This window comes from Amycolatopsis rubida (genome assembly GCF_900115345.1).
GTDB lineage: Bacteria > Actinomycetota > Actinomycetes > Mycobacteriales > Pseudonocardiaceae > Amycolatopsis > Amycolatopsis rubida.
Window position 1 is genome coordinate 43308 of sequence record NZ_FOWC01000023.1, and the last position, 17887, is coordinate 61194.

Below are 17887 nucleotides of genomic sequence, written 5' to 3' on the forward strand. Positions count from 1 at the left end.
TTCAAGCCCCGATCCGGCGCTCGAACCCCTCCGGAACGATGAGATCCTCGCGGCTCAGGTCGTGCACGCTGCGGTGTCCCAGCGCGAGTAGCGTCGAGTCGATGCCGTTGCGCAGGACGTCCAGCACGTTCTCCACCCCGGCCTGTCCGCCCGCGGCGAGGCCCCACAGGTACGCGCGCCCGATCAGCACCGCACGCGCCCCGAGCGCGAGCGCCTTCACGACATCGCTGCCCCGCCGGATTCCGCCGTCCAGCAACACTTCCACCTCGTTCCCGACTGCGTCCGCGACCGCGGGCAGCGCGCGGATCGTGGCGGGGGTGCCGTCGAGGTTGTTTCCGCCGTGGTTGGACACCGAGATCGCGCTGACCCCGGCGTCGACCGCGCGGCGCGCCTCGTCGACGCGGTACACCCCCTTCAGCAGGAACGGCCCGTCCCACTGCTTCCGCAGCCAGCTCACGTCCTCCCAGGTCGGCGGCGCGGTCTGCATCCACTGGCCGTACGCGCCGAAGAACGTGGGAATCGGCGTGCCGGGCTCGGCCATGTTCGGGACGCTGAGGTCGGGCAGTTTCTTGGTGCGGGCGTAGGTCAGCAGCCAGCGCGGATGCATCATGCCCTCGGGCGCGAAGCGGATCAGCTCGCGCAGCGTCATCTTCTCCGGGATGTGCGGGCTGCCCCAGTCGCGGCTGTGCGAGAACGACCAGTCGAGCGTGAGGACGATCCCGGCCGCGCCCGCCGACCTGGCCCGGTCGAGCCGGCGCAGGATGTCGTCGCGACTGCCGGTCCAGTACACCTGGAAGTACGTGTTCGGGTTGGCGGCCACCACTTCCTCGACGGGTTTGCTTGCGAACGACGACAGCCCCATCGACGTCCCGCGTGCCGCGGCCGCGCGAGCCACCGCGACCTCGCCGTCGGGGTGCACGGCCTGCACGCCGGTCGGCGAGATCAGCACCGGCAGCGCGACGTCGCGGCCGAGCACGTTCGTGCTCAGATCGCGTTCGCCGGGCAGTCCGGCGGTGCGCGGGGCGAACCGCAGTTCGTCGTAGGCGACGAGATTGTCTTGCAGCGTCAGCCCTTTTTCCGAACCGGCGATCAGCGCCGAATAGACGGACGCGGGCAGGCGCTTCTTCGCCCGCCGCTGTGCTTCGGCGACGGATTCGAACCAGGTGGTGCTCATCGTTTTCCCTTCGGGTCGACGCGCAGAGGGCGCCAGGTGACGCGCGGCCGCAGCGGGACCGCGGTCCGGTGATTGAGGCAGCCCGCCCACACCCCGGCGCCGTACGCGAGGTCGTCGGCGACCGCGCCGGCGGTGTAGCGGAAGAGATCGAGATCGGGGCGTTGCCGCAGCCAGGCGGCCAGCGGCGGTCCGGCGAGCAGCGACGCGATCGCGGCCCGCCGCCCCCAGCGTTTCCGCCCGCCGGGCAGCAGGAGCGCGGCGAGCAGGGGAGCGGCGAATTGCGTGCTGTAACGGCCGGATCCGAGCCAGGTTTGGCCGACGGCGGTGGCCGTCGCGCGCTGGACGCCGTGGGTCGGCACTTCGCTTTGGCGCAGCACGCGGGCCATGCTCAGCACTGCGCCCGCGAACGCGGCGGCGGCCGGAAGCGGACGGCGGGCCAGGAGAGCGGCGACGGTCAGCGTCGGCCACGGGTGCAGGACGAGCGGAGCCATCGCGGCCGGGCGGCGGAGGGCGAGCGGCGCGGCGGAAGTGCCGTAGCTGGCGCGACGGCCGAGCAACGCGCGCCAGGTCGCCGGTTCGTGGTGGCCGACGTGCGCGGACGGGTCGTAGCGGATCCGGAAGCCGGCGTCGTGGAGCCGCCAGCCGAGGTCGACGTCCTCGCCGACGCGCATTGCCGGGTCGAAGACCGCACCGTCGCGGGCGACGGAGTCCAGCGCGGTCCGCCGGACCAGGAGTGCGGCAGTGGGCACATAGGACAGTCGCGTGCCGGGCGCGACGCGGGCGGCGGCGGCGCCGAGGTCGAGGCTGCTGGCGGCGCGGGTGTAGCGACCGGCCCAGGTGCCTGAGGCGAGGGGACGGACGCGCGGGGCGACGGCGGCGGCGAGCGGGTCGGCGAAATGCCCGGCCAGCCGGTCGATCCAGTCCGGCGACGGGACGCAATCGCTGTCCAGGAAGGCGATCAGATCGGTGGAAACGTGCTCCAGCGCGGTGTTTCGGGCTGCGCCTGGTCCGCCGTTGACGTCGCGGCGGACGAGTTTCGCGCCGTGCGCGGAGGCGACGGCGGCGATGGCAGCGGGGTCGGCGGATCCGTCGTCGACGACCAGCGCGGGGTAGCGGCCGTCGAGCCCGGCGAGGCAGCGGCCGAGCAGCTCGGCGCGGTCGCGGACCGGGATCACGACGGTTGCGTCGGCGGTTTTGGCCGGTGGCAACGGGTGTGCGAATCCGGCGTCGGTGAGCAGCCGGGCGAGGACGCCTTCGGCCGAGGTCTCGACCGGATTGTCCGCCAGGCGTGTCCACGCCGTCCGCCCGGCTTTCCTGAGCCGCAGGACACGAGCGGGGGAGCCGCCGAAGAGGAGGCCGTCGGAGAGTTGTTTGACGCTCGGGTCGATGGCGAGGCGGAATCCGGCGGGCAGCGGGGTGGTCACAACGCCAGCCCTCCGTCCACCGGGATGACCGCGCCGGTCGTCGCGCTGCTTTCCGGACCGGCGAGGAACGCCAGGACGGCGGCGACCTCGGCGGGGTCGAGCAATCGCTGCACAGGTTGTTGTGCGGCGAAGCTTTGTGCTGAAGGAAGGTCGTACAGCCGGGCGCTCTCGGCGAGGATGGGCGTGTCGGTCGACCCGGGGCTGACCGCGTTCGCGGTGACGCCGGAGTCTCCCAATTCCGTGCCCAGCGCGCGAATCAGCCCGGCGACACCGGCTTTCGCCGCGCAGTACGCGGCGAGCGTCGGCAACCCGCGCGCGGCGGCTGCGGACGCGACGGCCAGGAACCGGCCGGAGCGGGGTTTCGGACGGCGCAGCAACGCGGGAATCGCGACGTGGACGAGGTTGAGGACGCCGCGAAGGTTGACTTCGAGGACAGCGTCTTCTTGCTCGGGCGGCATTTCCCACAGCGGCACTCCGCCCGCGATCACCCCGGCCGCCGCGATGGCCGCGTCGAGGCCGCCCCAGCGTTGTTCCGCTTCTGCTGCCGCTGTGGCCAGTTGGGTGCGGTCGCGGACGTCTGCACGGAATTCCTCGGCGACGCCGCCGGTTTCCCGGATCTTGGAGACCACTGTGGACAGTTCTTCGCCGCTGCCCATGGGGTAGGGGAGTGCTGGGTCGTCTTCGGCGACGTCCACCGCGAGCACGGCCCAGCCTTGTGCGGCCAGCTTCATCGCGGTGGCTGCGCCGATGCCGCGCGCCGCGCCGGTTACGAGGGCGGCTTTCATCGCGTCCCCACGGAAGTCCAGTCGTGCACGTGCGCTCGCAACCGCGCCGTGAGGTCGTCGAGGAGATCCCGCCCTTCGTCCGCCGTCGCGCCGGTGGGGTCGCCGAGGATCCCGGTGCCGGTCACTGCTTTCAGGCCGCCCTTGCGCAGCGCGGGAAGCAGTTCGCTCAGCGGACGGCCGTCTCCCGGGACGGCTTTTCCCATCTGCACCGCGTCCGGCCGAAGAGCCAGCTGGAGAGCGGTTTCCGGCCGTCCGGCGTGCGGATCTCCTTGCCAGCGCGGCTCGAACATCGAGACGTCCCGCGATTCGGTCCGCAACGTCGCGACCGCGCGGGTCACCGAAGCCGCGTTTCCGCCGTGCGCGGACACGAAAAGCAGTCGCCGGAACGTTTCGCAGGCCGAGCGGCCCAGCTCCACGAGCAGGAGTTCCGTGGCCGCCTGCCCGATCGACAACGTCCCGGCGAAGCCCGCGTGTTCGCCGCTCGATCCGTACGGCACGGCTGGCGCGACCAGCACGTCCGGCCGCTCCGCGGCAAGCCGTTCGCACAACGCCGTCGCGATGTCGGTGTCCGTGCTCAACGGCAGATGCGGGCCGTGCTGCTCGGTGGCCCCGAGCGGCACGGCGAGGATCGCGCCGGACGCCGCGTGTTCGGCGACGTCCGGCGACGACAGATCGGCCAGGCGCATTTCAGCGGCCCGGAGTGAAGCCGGCGAGCGGGTTCTCGTCGCAGGCCCGGTCCGGCGGGCGGCGCATGCCGATGGTCACCGGCACCGGTTCGCGCTTGCGTGTGCGGTGCGAGTGGTCCAGCGACGGTTTCGGCGCGCTGCCCGCGGCGACCCCGGCCAGCGCGCGTTCGCCGTGGCCGCGCACGCATTCCGGGTCCGGACCGTCGAGCGGCAGCCCGGTGAAGAACTTCGCCGCCATGCACCCGCCGCGGCAGGCGTCGAACGCCGAACACGACGTGCAGGCCCCGCCGCTCTGCGGGCTGCGCAGTTCGGCGAACAGCTCGGATTCGCGCCACACGCGGGTGAATCCGCCTTCGCCGCGCGTGTTTCCGGCGAGGAAGGTGTCGTGGATGGCGAACGGGCACGCGTAGACGTCGCCGACCGGGTCGATCAGGCACACCACCCGGCCCGCGCCGCACAGGTTGAGCCCGGGCAGGCCGCCGTCGCCGTAGCCCGCGAGGTGGAAGAACGAGTCGCCGGTCAGCACGTTTTCGCCGCGGGCGACCAGCCAGTCGTACAGTTCCCGCTGCTGGGCGGCGGTGGGGTGCAGCTCGTCCCAGACGTCCGCGCCGCGGCCGGACGGGCGGAGCCGGGTGAGCCGCAGCTGGGCGCCGTAGCGGTCGGCGATGGCTTTGAAGTCGTCGAGCTGCCCCGCATTCTGCCGGGTCACCACGACAGAAATCTTGAAGTTCCCGAACCCTGCCGCGGCGAGGTTCTCCATCGCCCGGATCGCGGTGCGGTAGGAGCCGGGGCCGCGGACGTGGTCGTTGACCTCCTCGGTGGCGCCGTCGAGGGAGATCTGGACGTCGACGTAATCGCTGCCGGCGAGCCGTTGCGCGACGTCCTCGGTGATCTTGATGCCGTTGGTCGAGAACTTGACGCCGACGTGGTGCTCGGTCGCGTAGTCGACCAGCTCCCAGAAGTCGGGCCGGACGGTCGGTTCGCCGCCGCCGATGTTCACGTAGAACACCTGCATGCGCTCGAACTCGTCGATCAGCGCCTTGCACTCCTCGGTGCTCAGCTCGCGCGGATCGCGGCGGCCGGACGAGGAAAGGCAGTGCACGCAGGAGAGGTTGCAGGCGTAGGTGAGTTCCCAGGTGAGGCAGATCGGCGCGTCGAGCCCGAACTGGAATTCGTCGACAAGCGGCATCACACGCTCCTCGGTTGGATCATGTCCGACGCCGCGAGGGCGGCGAGGGCGGCGCGGTAGCGGGGCAGTTCCGCCTGCGCGACCCCGGCCTGCGCGCACGCGGCGCGGGCGGAGGGGTGGTCGGTCAGCGCCTGCACCGCGGCGAGCATGGTGCGGCTCTTGAGAAAGGACAGCCGGCGGGTGCCGAAGTGGTACAGCAGCGCGCCGAACCGCTCCGGCCGGATGGAGACCCGGCTGTCCAGTTCCCAAGCACCGTCCAGATCGAACGCCGCGGCGCCGCGATCAGTAGACACCGCACATTCCGTCGATGGAGACCTCCTCGACGAGCAACTCGTCGGCTACGACCTCTTCGGCCTTCGTCTCGGCGGCGGTTGTCGACTCGCTCATCGTGACTCCCTTGTCTCGTGACGGCGATATTTGACACTTGGTGTCGAATGTGAGGGCGACAATACTGTCACCGAGTGCCAGAAGCAATGCTTCGCCGGCGCGGGGCACCCGAACGGGCGTTCGCCGCCGCCGGGAACCGACTGGCCCGCCGGTCCGACTCCTCAGGAGGCGGACCACGCGAAGGGAGCAGGATGGCCATCGGCATCGACGACGCGCCACGCACGGAACCGGCACGAGCTGCGGGGTGGGCGGCAGTCCGGCCGTTAGTGCTGCGGCTGCACTTCTACGCCGGGGTGTTCGTCGGCCCGTTCCTTCTGGTCGCTGCGCTGACCGGGATCGCGTACGCGTGGACGCCGCAGCTGGAACAGGCCGTCTACGCGCACGAGTTGCACGTCCCGGCCGCGGCTGACGCCGTACCGCTCGACCAGCAGGTTCTCGTCGCTCGCAGTCAGGTGCCGGACGGGAAGGTCATCGGCGTCCGCCCGGCTCCGTCCGCGACCGACACCACCCAGGTGATCTTCGACCGTCCGGGGCTGGCGCCGAGCTACCGGTACACAGTGTTCGTCAACCCGCATGACGGCGAGGTCCGCGGCGCACTGGAGACCTACGGTTCCGGGCAGGCGCTGCCGGTCCGGGGCTGGATCGACACCCTCCACCGCAACCTCCATCTCGGCGACTTCGGCCGGCTCTACAGCGAGCTCGCGGCAAGCTGGCTGTGGGTGATCACCCTCGCCGGAGTGGCTTTGTGGCTGGGCCGCCGTCGACGGTTGCGTGCGGTGCTGCTGCCGTCGGCAGGCAAACCCGGACGGCGACGGCTGCGTTCCTGGCACGGCTCGACGGGCCTGTGGATCGCCGCGGGTTTGCTGTTTCTTTCCGCCACCGGGCTGACGTGGTCGCTGCACGCCGGTGCGAACATCACCGGCCTCCGGTCCTCTTTGGACTGGACGACGCCGTCGGTCTCGTCCGCCTCTCCGTCTCCCGGCGACGTCGGCTGGCAGGCCGTCCGCGACGCGACCGCGAGGGCCGGACTGTCCGACCCGGTGGAGATCCAGCCGCCTTCCGGCGGCGGTTACGTGGTGCAGCAGGTCGGCCGGAGCTGGCCGTCCAAACAGGACTCGATGTCGGTTGACCCCGGCACCGGGAAGATCACCGGGACGCTGAAGTTCGCCGATTACCCGCTGGCCGCGAAGCTGAGCCGGTGGGGGATCGACGCGCATATGGGGTTGTTGTTCGGAGTGGCGAACCAGGTGGCGCTGACGGTGCTCGGGGCGGCGTTGGCGTGCGTTGTGGGGTGGGGGTATCGGATGTGGTGGCTGCGGGGCCGGAGTCGTTTCGGCAGGCTGCCGGTGCGGGGCGCGTGGCGGCGGATCCCCGGGCGAGTGCTGGCCCCGGTGCTCGTCGGACTGGCGGTGGCAGGCTGGTTCCTGCCGGTGTTCGGGGTGTCGTTGCTGGGATTCCTGGCGGTGGACTGCCTGCTGGGCCTGCGCCGGGAGACCGCCCGATGATCGCCGAACCGGGTCTGCGCTGGATCCTCACGCTGCTGTTCGCGGCCGCGGGGATGTTCTGCCTGTACCGATGCGCGCGGCGTCCCGGCTTGAGCGGGCGAGTGGCCGACGCGCTCCACACGGCGATGTGCGTCGGGATGGTCACGATGGCTTGGCCTGCGACGATGAGTTTCGCGCGAATGCCGCAGGTCGTGCTGTTCGCAGTGGCCGCCGGATGGTTCGCGGTGAGCACGGCACTGGGATCCGGGCACGGACGTCTGCCCGGAGCACACCACGCGCTGATGATGGCCGGGATGGCGTGGATGGCGTTCGTGATGCCGTCGGCGATGGCGGGAATGACGATGTCCGCGACCGCGATGGGCGGCGAGCACGCCGGGATGGACATGGGCGACGCTGGCATGACGATGACCGGGCACGCGCCTGCGCGGGTAGTGGTGGTCGCGGTGGTGCTGGCGGTGGTCTTTCTCGCGGCGGGGATCGCGTGGCTGGCCAGGGCGATCGATCACGCCCGGACAGTCGCCCGCCCCGGACGGCGGGAGGCCGGGCTGGTGATGGAAGGCGTGATGAGCTTGGGGATGGCGGTGATGGCGGTAGCGATGATCTGAGCGTGTCCGGCGCGTGGTTCGGTGCGCCGCTTCTCAGTACTGAAGGGGGTTTGGCTGGCTGGTGTCGTGGCCGGGCATGCTGCGGCGGGCCTCTTGTTTTGGGCCGCGTGCCAGAGGTTGCGGGCCCGTCGTTGGGCGGGTCCCGTTGGCGAGGCCGACGGGTTCGAGCTGGCGGGTTTGGCTTGGGCGGCGGGCATCTTGGAGCGTGCGGGCAAGAGTCCGCAGTTCCCGCTCTTGGGCGGGCGGATCGGTTTCGCGGGATTTGCTCGCGCGGGGGCTGTCGGGGTCGCGTGGCCAGGCTCTGCGAAGCACTCGGAGCGTGCTTCGCAGAGCCTGGTGTTCGGGCGGGCTTGGCTGGGTTGAGCAGGCGCTTGCTCGTGCCGTCAGTGCCAGGATCCGCGGTTCCTGTTGTCTGGGCTGAGCGGATCAGTCTTCGCCGATTGGTTATCTCGGAGAGCGCGGTTGTCTCGCGGTCAGGCCAGGCCCGCGAGTAAGAGAGCTTCGCGGGTTGACTCGGGTTGCGTCTTAGATTGTCCGCCTAAGAAGACTTTCGGGCAGTTCAAGGCTGACCCTCGCGCTCGGGCAGCGGCGGCTCCGGACGGCGCGGCCGCCTCTCCGGGTTGCGGTTCAGGTCGTTCGCAGGCCCTGCGATGGCGGCGCGGATTCCGTGCTCGCGGGTTTCCGGCTGGGCGAGCTTTCCCGGCCGGGCTCCCGCGCGAGCGCGCGTCAGGCGGCGCGGTGCCGTCCGGTCGGGCGTTGGGAGTCGCGGCCGCGCTTCGGGTGCGGGCGGACCAGGGCGAGCGCACCGTGGGCCGGCACGGTGGCGTGGTCCGGGTCGTCGGCGGTGCCGGCGAGGTCGGGGCCGGGCTGGTGCCGGAGCCGGTGCTGCCGGTGGACGGCGTAGAGCAGTGCCAGTCCGACGACGAGGAAGACGTGCGACAGCACCCGCGCGACGGTCACCCGGTCGCCGATCAGGTCGCTGGTCGTGAGCACCGCGAGGACGATCACGAACCCGGTGATCATCGGCAGCTGCCCGGCTGCCGCGCGGGTGCGCAGTGCCGCCCACAGCAGTCCGACGCCGACCGCGAGGTTCCAGGCCGCGCTTTCGTTGATCAGGTGGCCTTCCATGAAACCGCCGCCGCCGTGGGCGTTGTCCATGCCGAGCAGTTGCGCGAACGCCAGCCCGCACTGGACCAGCCCGACCAGTCCCAGCGCGACCCGCAGCCCCCATTTCTCCCGCGGCGGGGCCGGGGTTTCGGCGAGGATCCGGCCGGTGAGGTCGGGCACCTCGGGCGCGCTGCGGACGAGCAGGGCACGGCGCAGCGTCGCACTCCGCTCGTACCAGCTCCGGCACGCCCCGCAGGTCTCGAGATGCCGGTCGACCTGCGGTTCGGGCAACGGGCCCGCTTCGCCGTCGAGTCGCGCGGACAGCGCTTCGCGGAAGATTTCACAGCTCACGTCTGTCATAGTCGCTCGGACGCGCGCCCCGGTTCCCGGCGGGTTCGGCGATTTTTCTCCGGCCTGGTCAGGCGACTGTCCCGGACGGGCATGGACTACCGTGATGTCCGTGTCCACCGGCCGCGACAACGACGACGAGCGGATCACCGCGCTGGCCCTCGCCGCCGGCCGCGGCGACCGGACCGCATTGGAAGCCTGGGTCCGCGCGACGCAAGCCGACGCGTGGCGGTTCCTGGCCCACCGCGCGAGCCCGGCCGAAGCGGACGACCTGACCCAGGAAACGTACCTGCGCGCGTTCGGCTCGCTGCCGAGGTTCGCGGGCCGGTCGTCCTCGCGGACCTGGCTGCTGTCCATCGCCCGCCGGGTCGTCGTGGACCGCATCCGCGCGCGTTCGGTCCGCCCCCGCGAATCCACGACGGCCGACTGGCAGCGTGCGGCCGAAGAACAGTCCGCCCGGACACACACGGCGGGCTTCGAGGACCTGATCGAACTGGGCCTGCTGCTGGACACCCTCGACGAGGATCGCCGCGAAGCCCTGGTGCTGACCCAGTTCCTGGGCCTGTCGTACGCGGAGGCGGCCGAGGTGTGCGGCTGCCCGGTCGGCACGGTGCGGTCCCGGGTGTCCCGCGCCCGGGACGATCTGCTGCGCGCCCAAGAGGAGAACGACACCGCGATGTGACGCGGGGAGTTCTGGTCTTCGTCGGATCGCGCGGTTGCCGGCTGGGGAGCGGGTCGTTCGGCGAGCATGCGGTTCGCTTGGTGCCTGGGCAGGATGCTGCTCGCGCCAGGGAGCCGGCGGGCGGGTGGGTTTCGCCGGACGGTGGCCGCTGGCCGCTCGCTCGACGGCGATCGTCTGGCGCGGGCGGTGACCTGATCGCGGGGCTGGGTGCTTCGCTCGCGTCTGGAGCTGGAGCTGGAGCTGGAGCTGGAGCTGGAGCTGGAGCTGGAGCTGGAGCTGGAGCTGGAGCTGGAGCTGGAGCTGGAGCTGGAGCTGGAGCCGGAGCCGGAGCCGGAGCCGGAGCCGGAACCGGAACCGGAACCGGAACCAGAACCAGAGCCGTCAACCGGTCCGGCAGGGTCGTTCGTGCCGCGAGAACTGGATCATGACCGTGATCCGCGTCGCGGGAACTCGCCGCCATCTCCGCCCGACCACTCTGCTGTGCGCACTATTCCAGCCCCGCACCGGCGGGGTTTGCTTGCCGCGGCAGGGGTTGCCGCGGTGGTCGTGGTGGCGGTGGTCGCCGCGGCGGGCGATGTCTATGCCGCTCTCGGCAACCCGGTCCCTGGTCCGCTGACGTCCTTGGGCTCCTCCTTGCTCCGGTTGGTCGCCGACGCGGCCGGGGTGGTCTGCGTCGGCGGGCTGGTGTTCGCGGCGTTTCTGAGCCCGCCGGGCGAAGCGGGCCGGCTCTCCCCGGACGGTTACGCGGCGACTCGCACCGCCGCGGGTGCTGCGGGCGTTTGGGCGCTCGCCGCCGCCGTGCTGGTGCCGTTCGACGCCGCTGACGCATCAGGGCGGCCGGTTTCCGAGGCGTTGCATCTGGCGAAGCTCGCCGTCCTCGTCGACGCCATGGAGGAACCCAAGGCGTGGCTCTGCGTCCTGGCGGTGGCCGCGGTGGTGGCGATCGGCGTTTGGCGCACGTTGACCTGGCGCACCACGGTGCTGTGGCTCGGCCTCGCTCTCGTCGGGTTGCCGCCGAGGGCGATCGCCGGGCACGTCTCCATCGGCGCGTGGCACGACCTGGCCACGAATGCGTTGGTGTGGCACGTGATCGCGGCGGCATTGTGGACCGGGGCGCTGGTCGCGCTGCTGGTCCACCGCGGTTCAGGCGCGGCAGGAGAGGTCGCGCTCCGCCGGTATCGACGGGTGGCGACGTGGTGTCTCGTCGTGCTCGCCGCATCCGGGATCGTCGACGGTCTGGCGCTTGCCCGTCCGGCTGGATTGGTTACTGGCTATGGCTTGCTCCTCGGGGTGAAGGTCGTGATCACGATGGTGTTGGCGGCGTTGATCGCCGTAACGCGCCGTCGTTCGAGTGGCGGCACGGCGGCTCTCGTGGCGGAGGTCGTGGTGCTGGCCGGGGCGATGGGCGTCTCGGCCGGGCTGGCGCATCTGGTGCCGCCGGCGTTCGTGGACGATCCGGCGACCGTCGGCGAGACCGTGCTCGGGTACGACCTGCCGGACCCTCCCGCGTTCGCGCGTCTCTTCCTCGATTGGCGTCCGGACTTGCTCCTCGGTGTTGTCGCGGTGCTCGCGGTCGCGGGCTACGCAGCCGGAGCACGTCGCCTCCGCAATCGCGGCGACGACTGGCCTCGCGGCCGGTTCTGGGCGTGGACCTGCGGCTGGGCGACGGTGCTGATCGCGACGTCGTCCGGCCTGGGCACGTACTCGTCCGGAACCTTCAGCCTGCACATGGTCATCCACATGACGCTGGCCATGCTCGCCCCGGTGCTGCTCGTGCTCGGTGGACCGGTGACCCTCGCGCTGCGCGCGTTGCCGGTGGCGGGCAAGGGGCCGGACGGTCCGCGCGAGTGGCTCGTGGCGCTCCTGCACTCGCGGTTCACGCGCCTGGTCGCGCACCCGCTGGTGGCGTCGGTGGTGTTCGTCGGCTCGTACTACGCGCTGTACTTTTCGGGTCTCTTCGGCGAGGCGATGCGCTACCACTGGGCGCACCAGCTGATGAACCTCCATTTCCTCGTGTCCGGCTACGTTTTCTTCTGGCTGGTGATCGGCGTCGACCGTCCGCCGCGTTCGATGCCGCATCTCGCACGGCTCGGCATGATGTTCGCGGTGATGCCGTTCCACGCGTTCTTCGGCGTGATCCTGATGAACAAGCAGGCGGTGATCGCCGAGACGTTCTACCGCTACCTCTCTCTGCCGTGGATGCCTGACCTCCTTTCCGATCAACGCCTCGGCGGCGGCATCGCCTGGGCCACCGGGGAAATCCCGATGATCGTGGTCGTCGTGGCGCTGCTGGTGCAGTGGGGCCGCCACGACGACCGCGAGGCCGCCCGGCTGGACCGCCGCTTCGACCAAGGCGAGGACGACGATTTCGCCGCCTACAACGCGATGCTCGCCAACCTGGCGGCCAGAAGGCAGTAGCCGCGGCCCGATGCCCGCCGGCGCGGATCGGGTTCGGTCACCCCCGAGTTCCGCACGACCGGCATCGGCCCGTCGCCTGCCGAATCCGGCTGCCCGCAGATCGCGTTCCCGCGCGCCACCCGCGGCGGCGATCTCGGTGCACCGAGCCAATTCTGTGCCTAGACCACGGCGGTCACCACCTTGTCCAAGGCTCCGTCTTTGACGTCGTCGACGAGAACTTTCAGCTGTGCCAAGATCATCCGCACTCGCTGCCCGAAGTCGTCGGTCAGCACGACTCGCCGCTCCGGCGGGGCGGCGTCGTCGAGGAACAGCTCCGGGCAGCCGCAGTCGCAGGTGCCGCAGAACGTGATCACGTGTCGAAGGTTTCCTGCTGAGGCAAGGGTTTTGGACATTGTCGCTCCGGTCTGGTCGGGGTCGGGTCGGGCACTGCCACCATCCGGATAGTCGTCGGGGAGAGCCGAAAGGTTCCCAAGTCACCCGAAGGAGTGGCGACGGAAAAGCAGGCGTACGATGGAAATCGGTCCGCCTTCCCGGCGCCGGCACTGCCACCGACTTTGTGCCCGTCCTGGAATCCGGAGAATCATGTCCACGCAGACCGCCGCCCCCGCGGCGACCCCGACCCGTCAACTCGATCTCGCCGTCGGCGGAATGACCTGTGCCGCCTGCGCGGCGCGCGTCGAGCGTTCCCTCGGCAAGCTCGACGGCGTCCGCGCCACGGTGAACTACGCGACCGAACGCGCGACTGTCCACTGTCCGCCTGAGCTCGACCCGGCCTTGCTGGTCGCGACGATCGAGCGCGCGGGCTACACCGCGACTGTCCGCGGCGAATCGAGTCCGGAGAACCGCGACGCGCGGGTTCGCGACTTGCGCCGCCGGTTGATCGTGGCCGCGGTGCTGGCCGTCCCGCTCGGCAATCTGTCGATCACGCTCGCGCTCGTGCCGTCGCTGCGATTCCCGTTGTGGGAGCTGGTGTGCCTGCTGCTCGCGACCCCGGTCGTGTTCTGGTCGGCGGCGCCGTTCCACCGTGCCGCGCTGCGCAATCTGCGGCACCGATCGTCCAGTATGGACACGCTCGTTTCCTTGGGCGTGCTGGCGTCCTACCTGTGGTCGGCGGCTTCGGTGCTGATCGGATCGGGCGGCGAGGCGGGTTACTGGATCGGGTTCGGTGCGACCGCACCGGGTGCGGATTCGGTGTACCTCGACGTCGCGGCCGGAGTGACGACGTTCTTGCTCGCCGGCCGGTATTTCGAGGCGCGGTCCCGGCGCGGTGCGGCGGATCTGCTCGGCGCGCTGGACGCGCTGGCGGCGAAGGACGTGCGGATTCTGCGTGCGGACGGCGAAGTGCTGGTCGGGATCGGCGAACTGGCGGCAGGCGACCGGTTCGTGGTGCGACCGGGGGAGAAGATCGCCGCCGACGGAAGCGTCGACAGTGGTCTGTCCACAGTGGATGTCAGCGCTATCACGGGCGAACCCGTTCCGGCGGAGGTCGGGCCGGAAAACCGGGTGATCGGCGGGAGCATCAACCTGAACGGCCGGCTGGTGGTGCGCGCGGAGGCGGTCGGAGCGCGGTCGCAGCTGGCGCAGATGAGTGCGCTGGCCGAGCGGGCGCAGGAGCGGAAGGCGGCGGTGCAGCGGCTGGCCGACCGGGTGTGCGCGGTGTTCGTCCCGGTGGTTTCGGCGTTGGCGCTGCTCACCCTGGCGGGGTGGTCGCTCACCGGGAATCCGGTGCGGGACGCGTTCGGCGCGGCGGTGTCCGTGCTGATCATCGCGTGCCCGTGCGCGCTGGGGCTCGCGACGCCGACCGCGTTGATGGTCGGCGTCGGGCGAGGTGCGCAGCTCGGGATTCTCGTGAAGGGGCCGGATGCGCTCGAGGCGAGTCGTAATGTCGACACCGTGGTGCTGGACAAGACCGGCACCGTGACACAGGGGCGGATGACCCTCGCCGAGACCCGGGCGTTCGGGGCGTTCTCGTCGACCGAGGTGCTTCGTCTCGCAGCCGCGGTGGAAGCGTCGTCAGAACACCCGATTGCCGCAGCGATTGTCGCTGGTGGGCCGGAGGTGGTTCCGGCTGCTGAGTTCGAGGCACTGCCCGGGCTGGGCGCCCGCGGTGTGGTCGAGGGAACGGCTGTGGCCGTCGGGCGGCCGAGGTTGCTGGTGGACGCAGGGATTTCGGTCGGCCCGGAGGTCGAGGCCGTGGTGGCGTCGGCGGAGGCTGGCGGGGCGACGGTGGTGCTCGTGTCGGCGGCTGGCGAGGTCGCGGGCATGCTCGCCGTGCGGGACGAGGTGAAGCCTTCCGCTCGGGAGGCGGTCGCGCGGCTGCATCGGCTGGGATTGAAAACGGTGCTGCTGACCGGAGACAACGAGGTGACGGCCCATGCGGTCGCCGCGGAGGTCGGGATTCCCGAGGTGCTCGCCGGGGTTTTGCCGAGCGAGAAGGCGGCCGCGGTGTCGGCGTTGCAGGGCAAAGGGCATCGGGTGGCGATGGTCGGCGATGGAGTGAACGACGCTCCGGCGCTGGCGACCGCTGACCTCGGGTTGGCAGTCGCCGAGGGGACCGATCTCGCCTTACGGTCGGCCGACATCATCCTCGTCCGCGACGACCTGTCGGTGCTGCCGGACGCGATCCGCCTCGCGCAACGGACCTTGCGCACCATTCGGGGGAATCTCGGCTGGGCGTTCGGGTACAACGTGGCCGCGCTGCCGCTCGCCGCGTGCGGGCTGCTGAACCCGCTGATCGCGGGGGCGGCGATGTCGCTGTCGTCGGTGCTGGTGGTGGCCAACAGCCTGCGGTTGCGGAACTTCGCGCCGGGCCGCTGAACCCGGGGTGGGCGGGATCACCCTGGCCGACGCTCACTCGATTAGGTTAGGTTTGCCTAATCAGTCGGCGACGGAGGGTGAGGTGCGCGGTGACGCGGGACGCGGGAGCCGGGATCGAGGGGCGGATCGCGCTGGTGACCGGCGGTGCGCGCGGCATCGGGGCGGCCGTCGTGGAGGCGCTCGCCCGGGCCGGTGCCGTGGTGGCCGCGGTGGACATCGACGAGGAGGGGTTGCGGGAGGTCGCAGCGCGGGACTATGGCGCGGGGCTGGCGCGGGCCGAGCCGGCGGGGGCGCTCGCGAGCCGTGGTGTCGCGCTGGCAGGTGGCGGTGCTGGCGCGGCTCGGGTTGGCGCGGCTGACGGTGCCGACGTGGCGGGAGCCAGCACGGTCGGCAGCGCTGGCGCGACGGGGGCTCGCACGGTTGACGGTGCCGACGTGGCGGGAGCCAGCACGGTTGATAGCGCTGGCGCGACGGGGGCTCGCACGGTTGACGGTGCTGATGCGACGCGGGTTGGCGGTGCTGCTGGGGCGCGGGCTCGCACGGTTGACGGCACCGGCGCGGCGCGGGTTGGCGCGGCTGACGGTGTTGCCGCGGCGCAGGCTCGCACTGTGGGCGACGCTGGTGTGCCGGTCGATGCGCAGCGTCCGGCCGGTGCCGGGCGGGTGGTGCCGTTTGTGGCGGATGTCGGGGATCCGGGGGCGGTCGCGCGGGTCGTGGCGGATGTCGAGCGGGAATTGGGGCCGATCGGGATCGGGGTGTCGGTCGCGGGGGTGCTGCGGCCCGGGTCGGTGGTGGAGACCAGCGACGAGGACTGGGCGGCGACCTTCGCGGTCAACGCGACCGGGGTTTTCGCCGTCCTGCGCGAGATCTCTCGGCGGATGCAGCCGCGGGGGAGCGGGGTGCTGGTCACCGTCGGGTCGAACGCGGCCGGTGTCCCGCGGGCTGGGATGGCTGCCTACGCGGCTTCGAAGGCGGCGGCGACCATGCTCACCCGCTGTCTCGGGCTCGAACTCGCCGGTGCGGGGATCCGGTGCAACATCGTCTCGCCGGGGTCGACGGACACCGAGATGCAACGTCTGTTGTGGACGGACGACTCCGGCGAAGCCCGGGTGGTCGCGGGGAATCCGGAGCAGTTCCGGGTCGGGATTCCGCTCGGGCGGATCGCCGACCCGGCGGACATCGCGGACGCGGTGCTGTTCCTCGCGTCCGACCGGGCGAGGCACATCACCATGCAGAACCTCTACGTCGACGGCGGCGCCACGCTTCGGGCGTGACCGGGTCGACCCGCCGGGCGGCTTTTTCTTTTCGTCCGGGTACGTTAGTGTCCATTAGGTTAGGCTAACCGAACGGTCAAGGTCCGGGCCTCGCACGAGGAACGGACAGGGCGGCTCGGCCGCCTGCGCGTGTGCGAAAGGGAATTCAGCTCGTGTCCTCACCTGCTCCGGCCCGTCCGCGGCCGGTCCACCGGGCGGCGGATCTCCTGGCCGCGTACCTGCCGGGGTCGTTCTACTACTCGTCGGCCCGCGGAGTGCTGCTCGCCGACGGAGTGCACTCGCATGTCCGCGGCACGAGCGGGAACCGGGCCGCGGCGGCGGCCGAGGCGTTGGAAGCCGCGGTGCTGGCGGGGGTCGCGAATCCGGTCGTGGTGGGAGCGATCGGGTTCCGGCCGGACTCCGGGAGCAGCTTGATCGTGCCCGCGGTGGTGCGGCGGGCCGGGATGCCGGGCGAGGGGGGCCCGCAGAGCGCGGCCCTCGCCGGATCCCCCGGCGGTTCAGGCTTCGAAGACCCCGAAGCGCCACGGCGAAACGACCCGGCCTCCTGGACCGTAGTCCCGCGGCCGGCACCCGAGGTTTACGCCGAAAGCGTCCGGCGGGCGGTCGACCTCATCGGTGCCGGGGAACTCCGCAAGGTCGTCCTCGCCCGGGCGCTGGATCTCGTGGGCGAGCACGGTGTTTCCGTGCGAAAACTCCTCCGCAACCTCGTCGTGGCGGACCCCGCGGCGCATGCTTTCGCCGTCGACGTCAGTGCGCCCGGGGATCCGGCGCCGCGGACGCTCGTGGGGGCGAGCCCGGAGTTGCTGGTGTCTCGCGAGGGAAACGTCGTGACCGCGAATCCGCTCGCCGGGTCGCGGCGGCGGACGGGGGATCCGGCGCAGGACGCGCAAGCGATTGCCGAACTGCGAGTGTCCGAAAAGGACCTCAACGAGCACGCTCTCGTCGCCGCGCAGGTCGCGGAGGTGCTGGGGCGCTACTGCACCGAGCTGGAAGTTCCGCGAGAGCCGGAAGTGATGGGCACGCCGACGATGTGGCACCTCTCGACCCGGATCACCGGGCGGGTGGGGCCGGGCGGGCCGTCGTCGCTGGAGTTGGCCGAGGCGTTGCATCCGACGCCTGCGGTGTGCGGGGTGCCGGTCGAGCTGGCGCGCGACACGATCGCGCGGCTCGAGCCGGAGGATCGCGGGTATTACGCGGGGCTGGTCGGCTGGACCGACCTCGCGGGCGACGGCGAATGGGTCGTCACGATCCGGTGCGCCGAGGTGTCCGACAAGACCGCGCGGCTGTTCGCGGGGGCGGGGGTCGTCGCCGGTTCTGATCCGGCTGCGGAACTGGCGGAGACCAGCGCGAAGTTCGGGACGCTGCTGCGTGCGCTGGGCGCGGAGGGCGCCGCATGAGCGTGGACTTGTGGCCGGCGGAGACCGCGGCTGGGCGCCGGGCGAGCGCGTGGTGGCGGGGGCCGATGGTGTCGGGTGCGGAGGGGGTC

Annotated in this window: 16 protein-coding genes and 1 pseudogene; 8 read left to right on the plus strand and 9 right to left on the minus strand. The window is 71.4% G+C overall.

What is annotated here, in order from left to right; translation table 11 throughout:
- Position 1 precedes the first annotated feature (1 nt).
- Genes mftD through mftA form a run of 7 tightly spaced genes read right to left on the minus strand, consistent with a single transcriptional unit; the run spans position 2 to position 5645 of the window.
- On the minus strand, positions 2 to 1174 hold the full coding sequence (gene mftD, locus BM362_RS43195) for a pre-mycofactocin synthase MftD (RefSeq protein ID WP_067576393.1): 1173 nt from the start codon (positions 1172 to 1174) through the stop codon (positions 2 to 4).
- Positions 1171 to 2598: a mycofactocin biosynthesis glycosyltransferase MftF gene (gene mftF / locus BM362_RS43200; RefSeq protein ID WP_093577076.1), complete on the minus strand. Its 1428-nt coding sequence runs from the start codon at positions 2596 to 2598 to the stop codon at positions 1171 to 1173. The genes mftD and mftF overlap by 4 nt, the downstream gene beginning before the upstream one ends.
- Positions 2595 to 3383, minus strand: coding sequence for a mycofactocin-coupled SDR family oxidoreductase (locus tag BM362_RS43205; RefSeq protein WP_093577077.1), 789 nt, complete (start codon positions 3381 to 3383; stop codon positions 2595 to 2597). Before BM362_RS43205 ends, mftF begins: the two co-directional genes overlap by 4 nt.
- Positions 3380 to 4069, minus strand: coding sequence for a mycofactocin biosynthesis peptidyl-dipeptidase MftE (gene mftE / locus BM362_RS43210; protein ID WP_093577078.1), 690 nt, complete (start codon positions 4067 to 4069; stop codon positions 3380 to 3382). The genes BM362_RS43205 and mftE overlap by 4 nt, the downstream gene beginning before the upstream one ends.
- Position 4070: 1 nt before the next feature.
- Positions 4071 to 5258 carry a mycofactocin radical SAM maturase gene (gene mftC, locus BM362_RS43215; RefSeq protein ID WP_093577079.1) on the minus strand — a complete coding sequence of 396 codons (1188 nt, stop codon included), beginning with the start codon at positions 5256 to 5258 and terminating at the stop codon, positions 4071 to 4073.
- Positions 5258 to 5551, minus strand: coding sequence for a mycofactocin biosynthesis chaperone MftB (mftB, locus tag BM362_RS43220; protein WP_067576398.1), 294 nt, complete (start codon positions 5549 to 5551; stop codon positions 5258 to 5260). Before mftB ends, mftC begins: the two co-directional genes overlap by 1 nt.
- A complete protein-coding gene (gene mftA, locus BM362_RS43225; protein WP_067576399.1) occupies positions 5541 to 5645 on the minus strand; it encodes a mycofactocin precursor MftA in 105 nt (34 codons plus the stop codon). Before mftA ends, mftB begins: the two co-directional genes overlap by 11 nt.
- 191 nt (positions 5646 to 5836) lie before the next feature.
- Here mftA and BM362_RS43230 point away from each other — a divergent pair, with 191 nt between their 5' ends.
- Positions 5837 to 7150, plus strand: coding sequence for a PepSY-associated TM helix domain-containing protein (locus tag BM362_RS43230; RefSeq protein ID WP_093577080.1), 1314 nt, complete (start codon positions 5837 to 5839; stop codon positions 7148 to 7150).
- Positions 7147 to 7755: a DUF5134 domain-containing protein gene (locus tag BM362_RS43235; protein WP_093577081.1), complete on the plus strand. Its 609-nt coding sequence runs from the start codon at positions 7147 to 7149 to the stop codon at positions 7753 to 7755. Before BM362_RS43230 ends, BM362_RS43235 begins: the two co-directional genes overlap by 4 nt.
- 726 nt (positions 7756 to 8481) lie before the next feature.
- Here BM362_RS43235 and BM362_RS43245 read toward each other — a convergent pair.
- Positions 8482 to 9222: a zf-HC2 domain-containing protein gene (locus BM362_RS43245; protein WP_093577083.1), complete on the minus strand. Its 741-nt coding sequence runs from the start codon at positions 9220 to 9222 to the stop codon at positions 8482 to 8484.
- Between the two features lie 100 nt (positions 9223 to 9322).
- Between BM362_RS43245 and sigC the strand changes: the two genes are divergently transcribed.
- On the plus strand, positions 9323 to 9892 hold the full coding sequence (sigC, locus tag BM362_RS43250) for an RNA polymerase sigma factor SigC (RefSeq protein WP_093577110.1): 570 nt from the start codon (positions 9323 to 9325) through the stop codon (positions 9890 to 9892).
- Between the two features lie 207 nt (positions 9893 to 10099).
- On the plus strand, positions 10100 to 12310 hold the full coding sequence (locus tag BM362_RS43260) for a bifunctional copper resistance protein CopD/cytochrome c oxidase assembly protein (RefSeq protein ID WP_342029842.1): 2211 nt from the start codon (positions 10100 to 10102) through the stop codon (positions 12308 to 12310).
- Between the two features lie 158 nt (positions 12311 to 12468).
- On the opposite strand, the gene BM362_RS43265 is transcribed toward BM362_RS43260, so the two are convergent.
- Positions 12469 to 12663, minus strand: a complete 195-nt coding sequence (locus BM362_RS43265; protein WP_342029843.1) for a hypothetical protein — start codon at positions 12661 to 12663, stop codon at positions 12469 to 12471.
- A 229-nt stretch (positions 12664 to 12892) separates the two neighbouring features.
- Here BM362_RS43265 and BM362_RS43270 point away from each other — a divergent pair, with 229 nt between their 5' ends.
- From BM362_RS43270 to BM362_RS43285, 4 genes and pseudogenes are all read left to right on the plus strand, one after another.
- Positions 12893 to 15127 (plus strand): heavy metal translocating P-type ATPase, encoded by a 2235-nt coding sequence (locus BM362_RS43270; protein ID WP_093577085.1) that lies wholly within the window; start codon positions 12893 to 12895, stop codon positions 15125 to 15127.
- 134 nt (positions 15128 to 15261) lie between these two features.
- Positions 15262 to 15363, plus strand: a pseudogene (locus tag BM362_RS43275) (2,3-dihydro-2,3-dihydroxybenzoate dehydrogenase); the annotation flags it as partial.
- Positions 15364 to 15561: 198 nt separating this feature from the next.
- On the plus strand, positions 15562 to 16401 hold the full coding sequence (locus BM362_RS43280; RefSeq protein ID WP_093577112.1) for a 2,3-dihydro-2,3-dihydroxybenzoate dehydrogenase: 840 nt from the start codon (positions 15562 to 15564) through the stop codon (positions 16399 to 16401).
- Between the two features lie 152 nt (positions 16402 to 16553).
- Entirely contained in the window at positions 16554 to 17798 is a 1245-nt protein-coding gene (locus tag BM362_RS43285) for an isochorismate synthase (protein WP_093577086.1), read from the plus strand.
- Positions 17799 to 17887 lie beyond the last annotated feature (89 nt).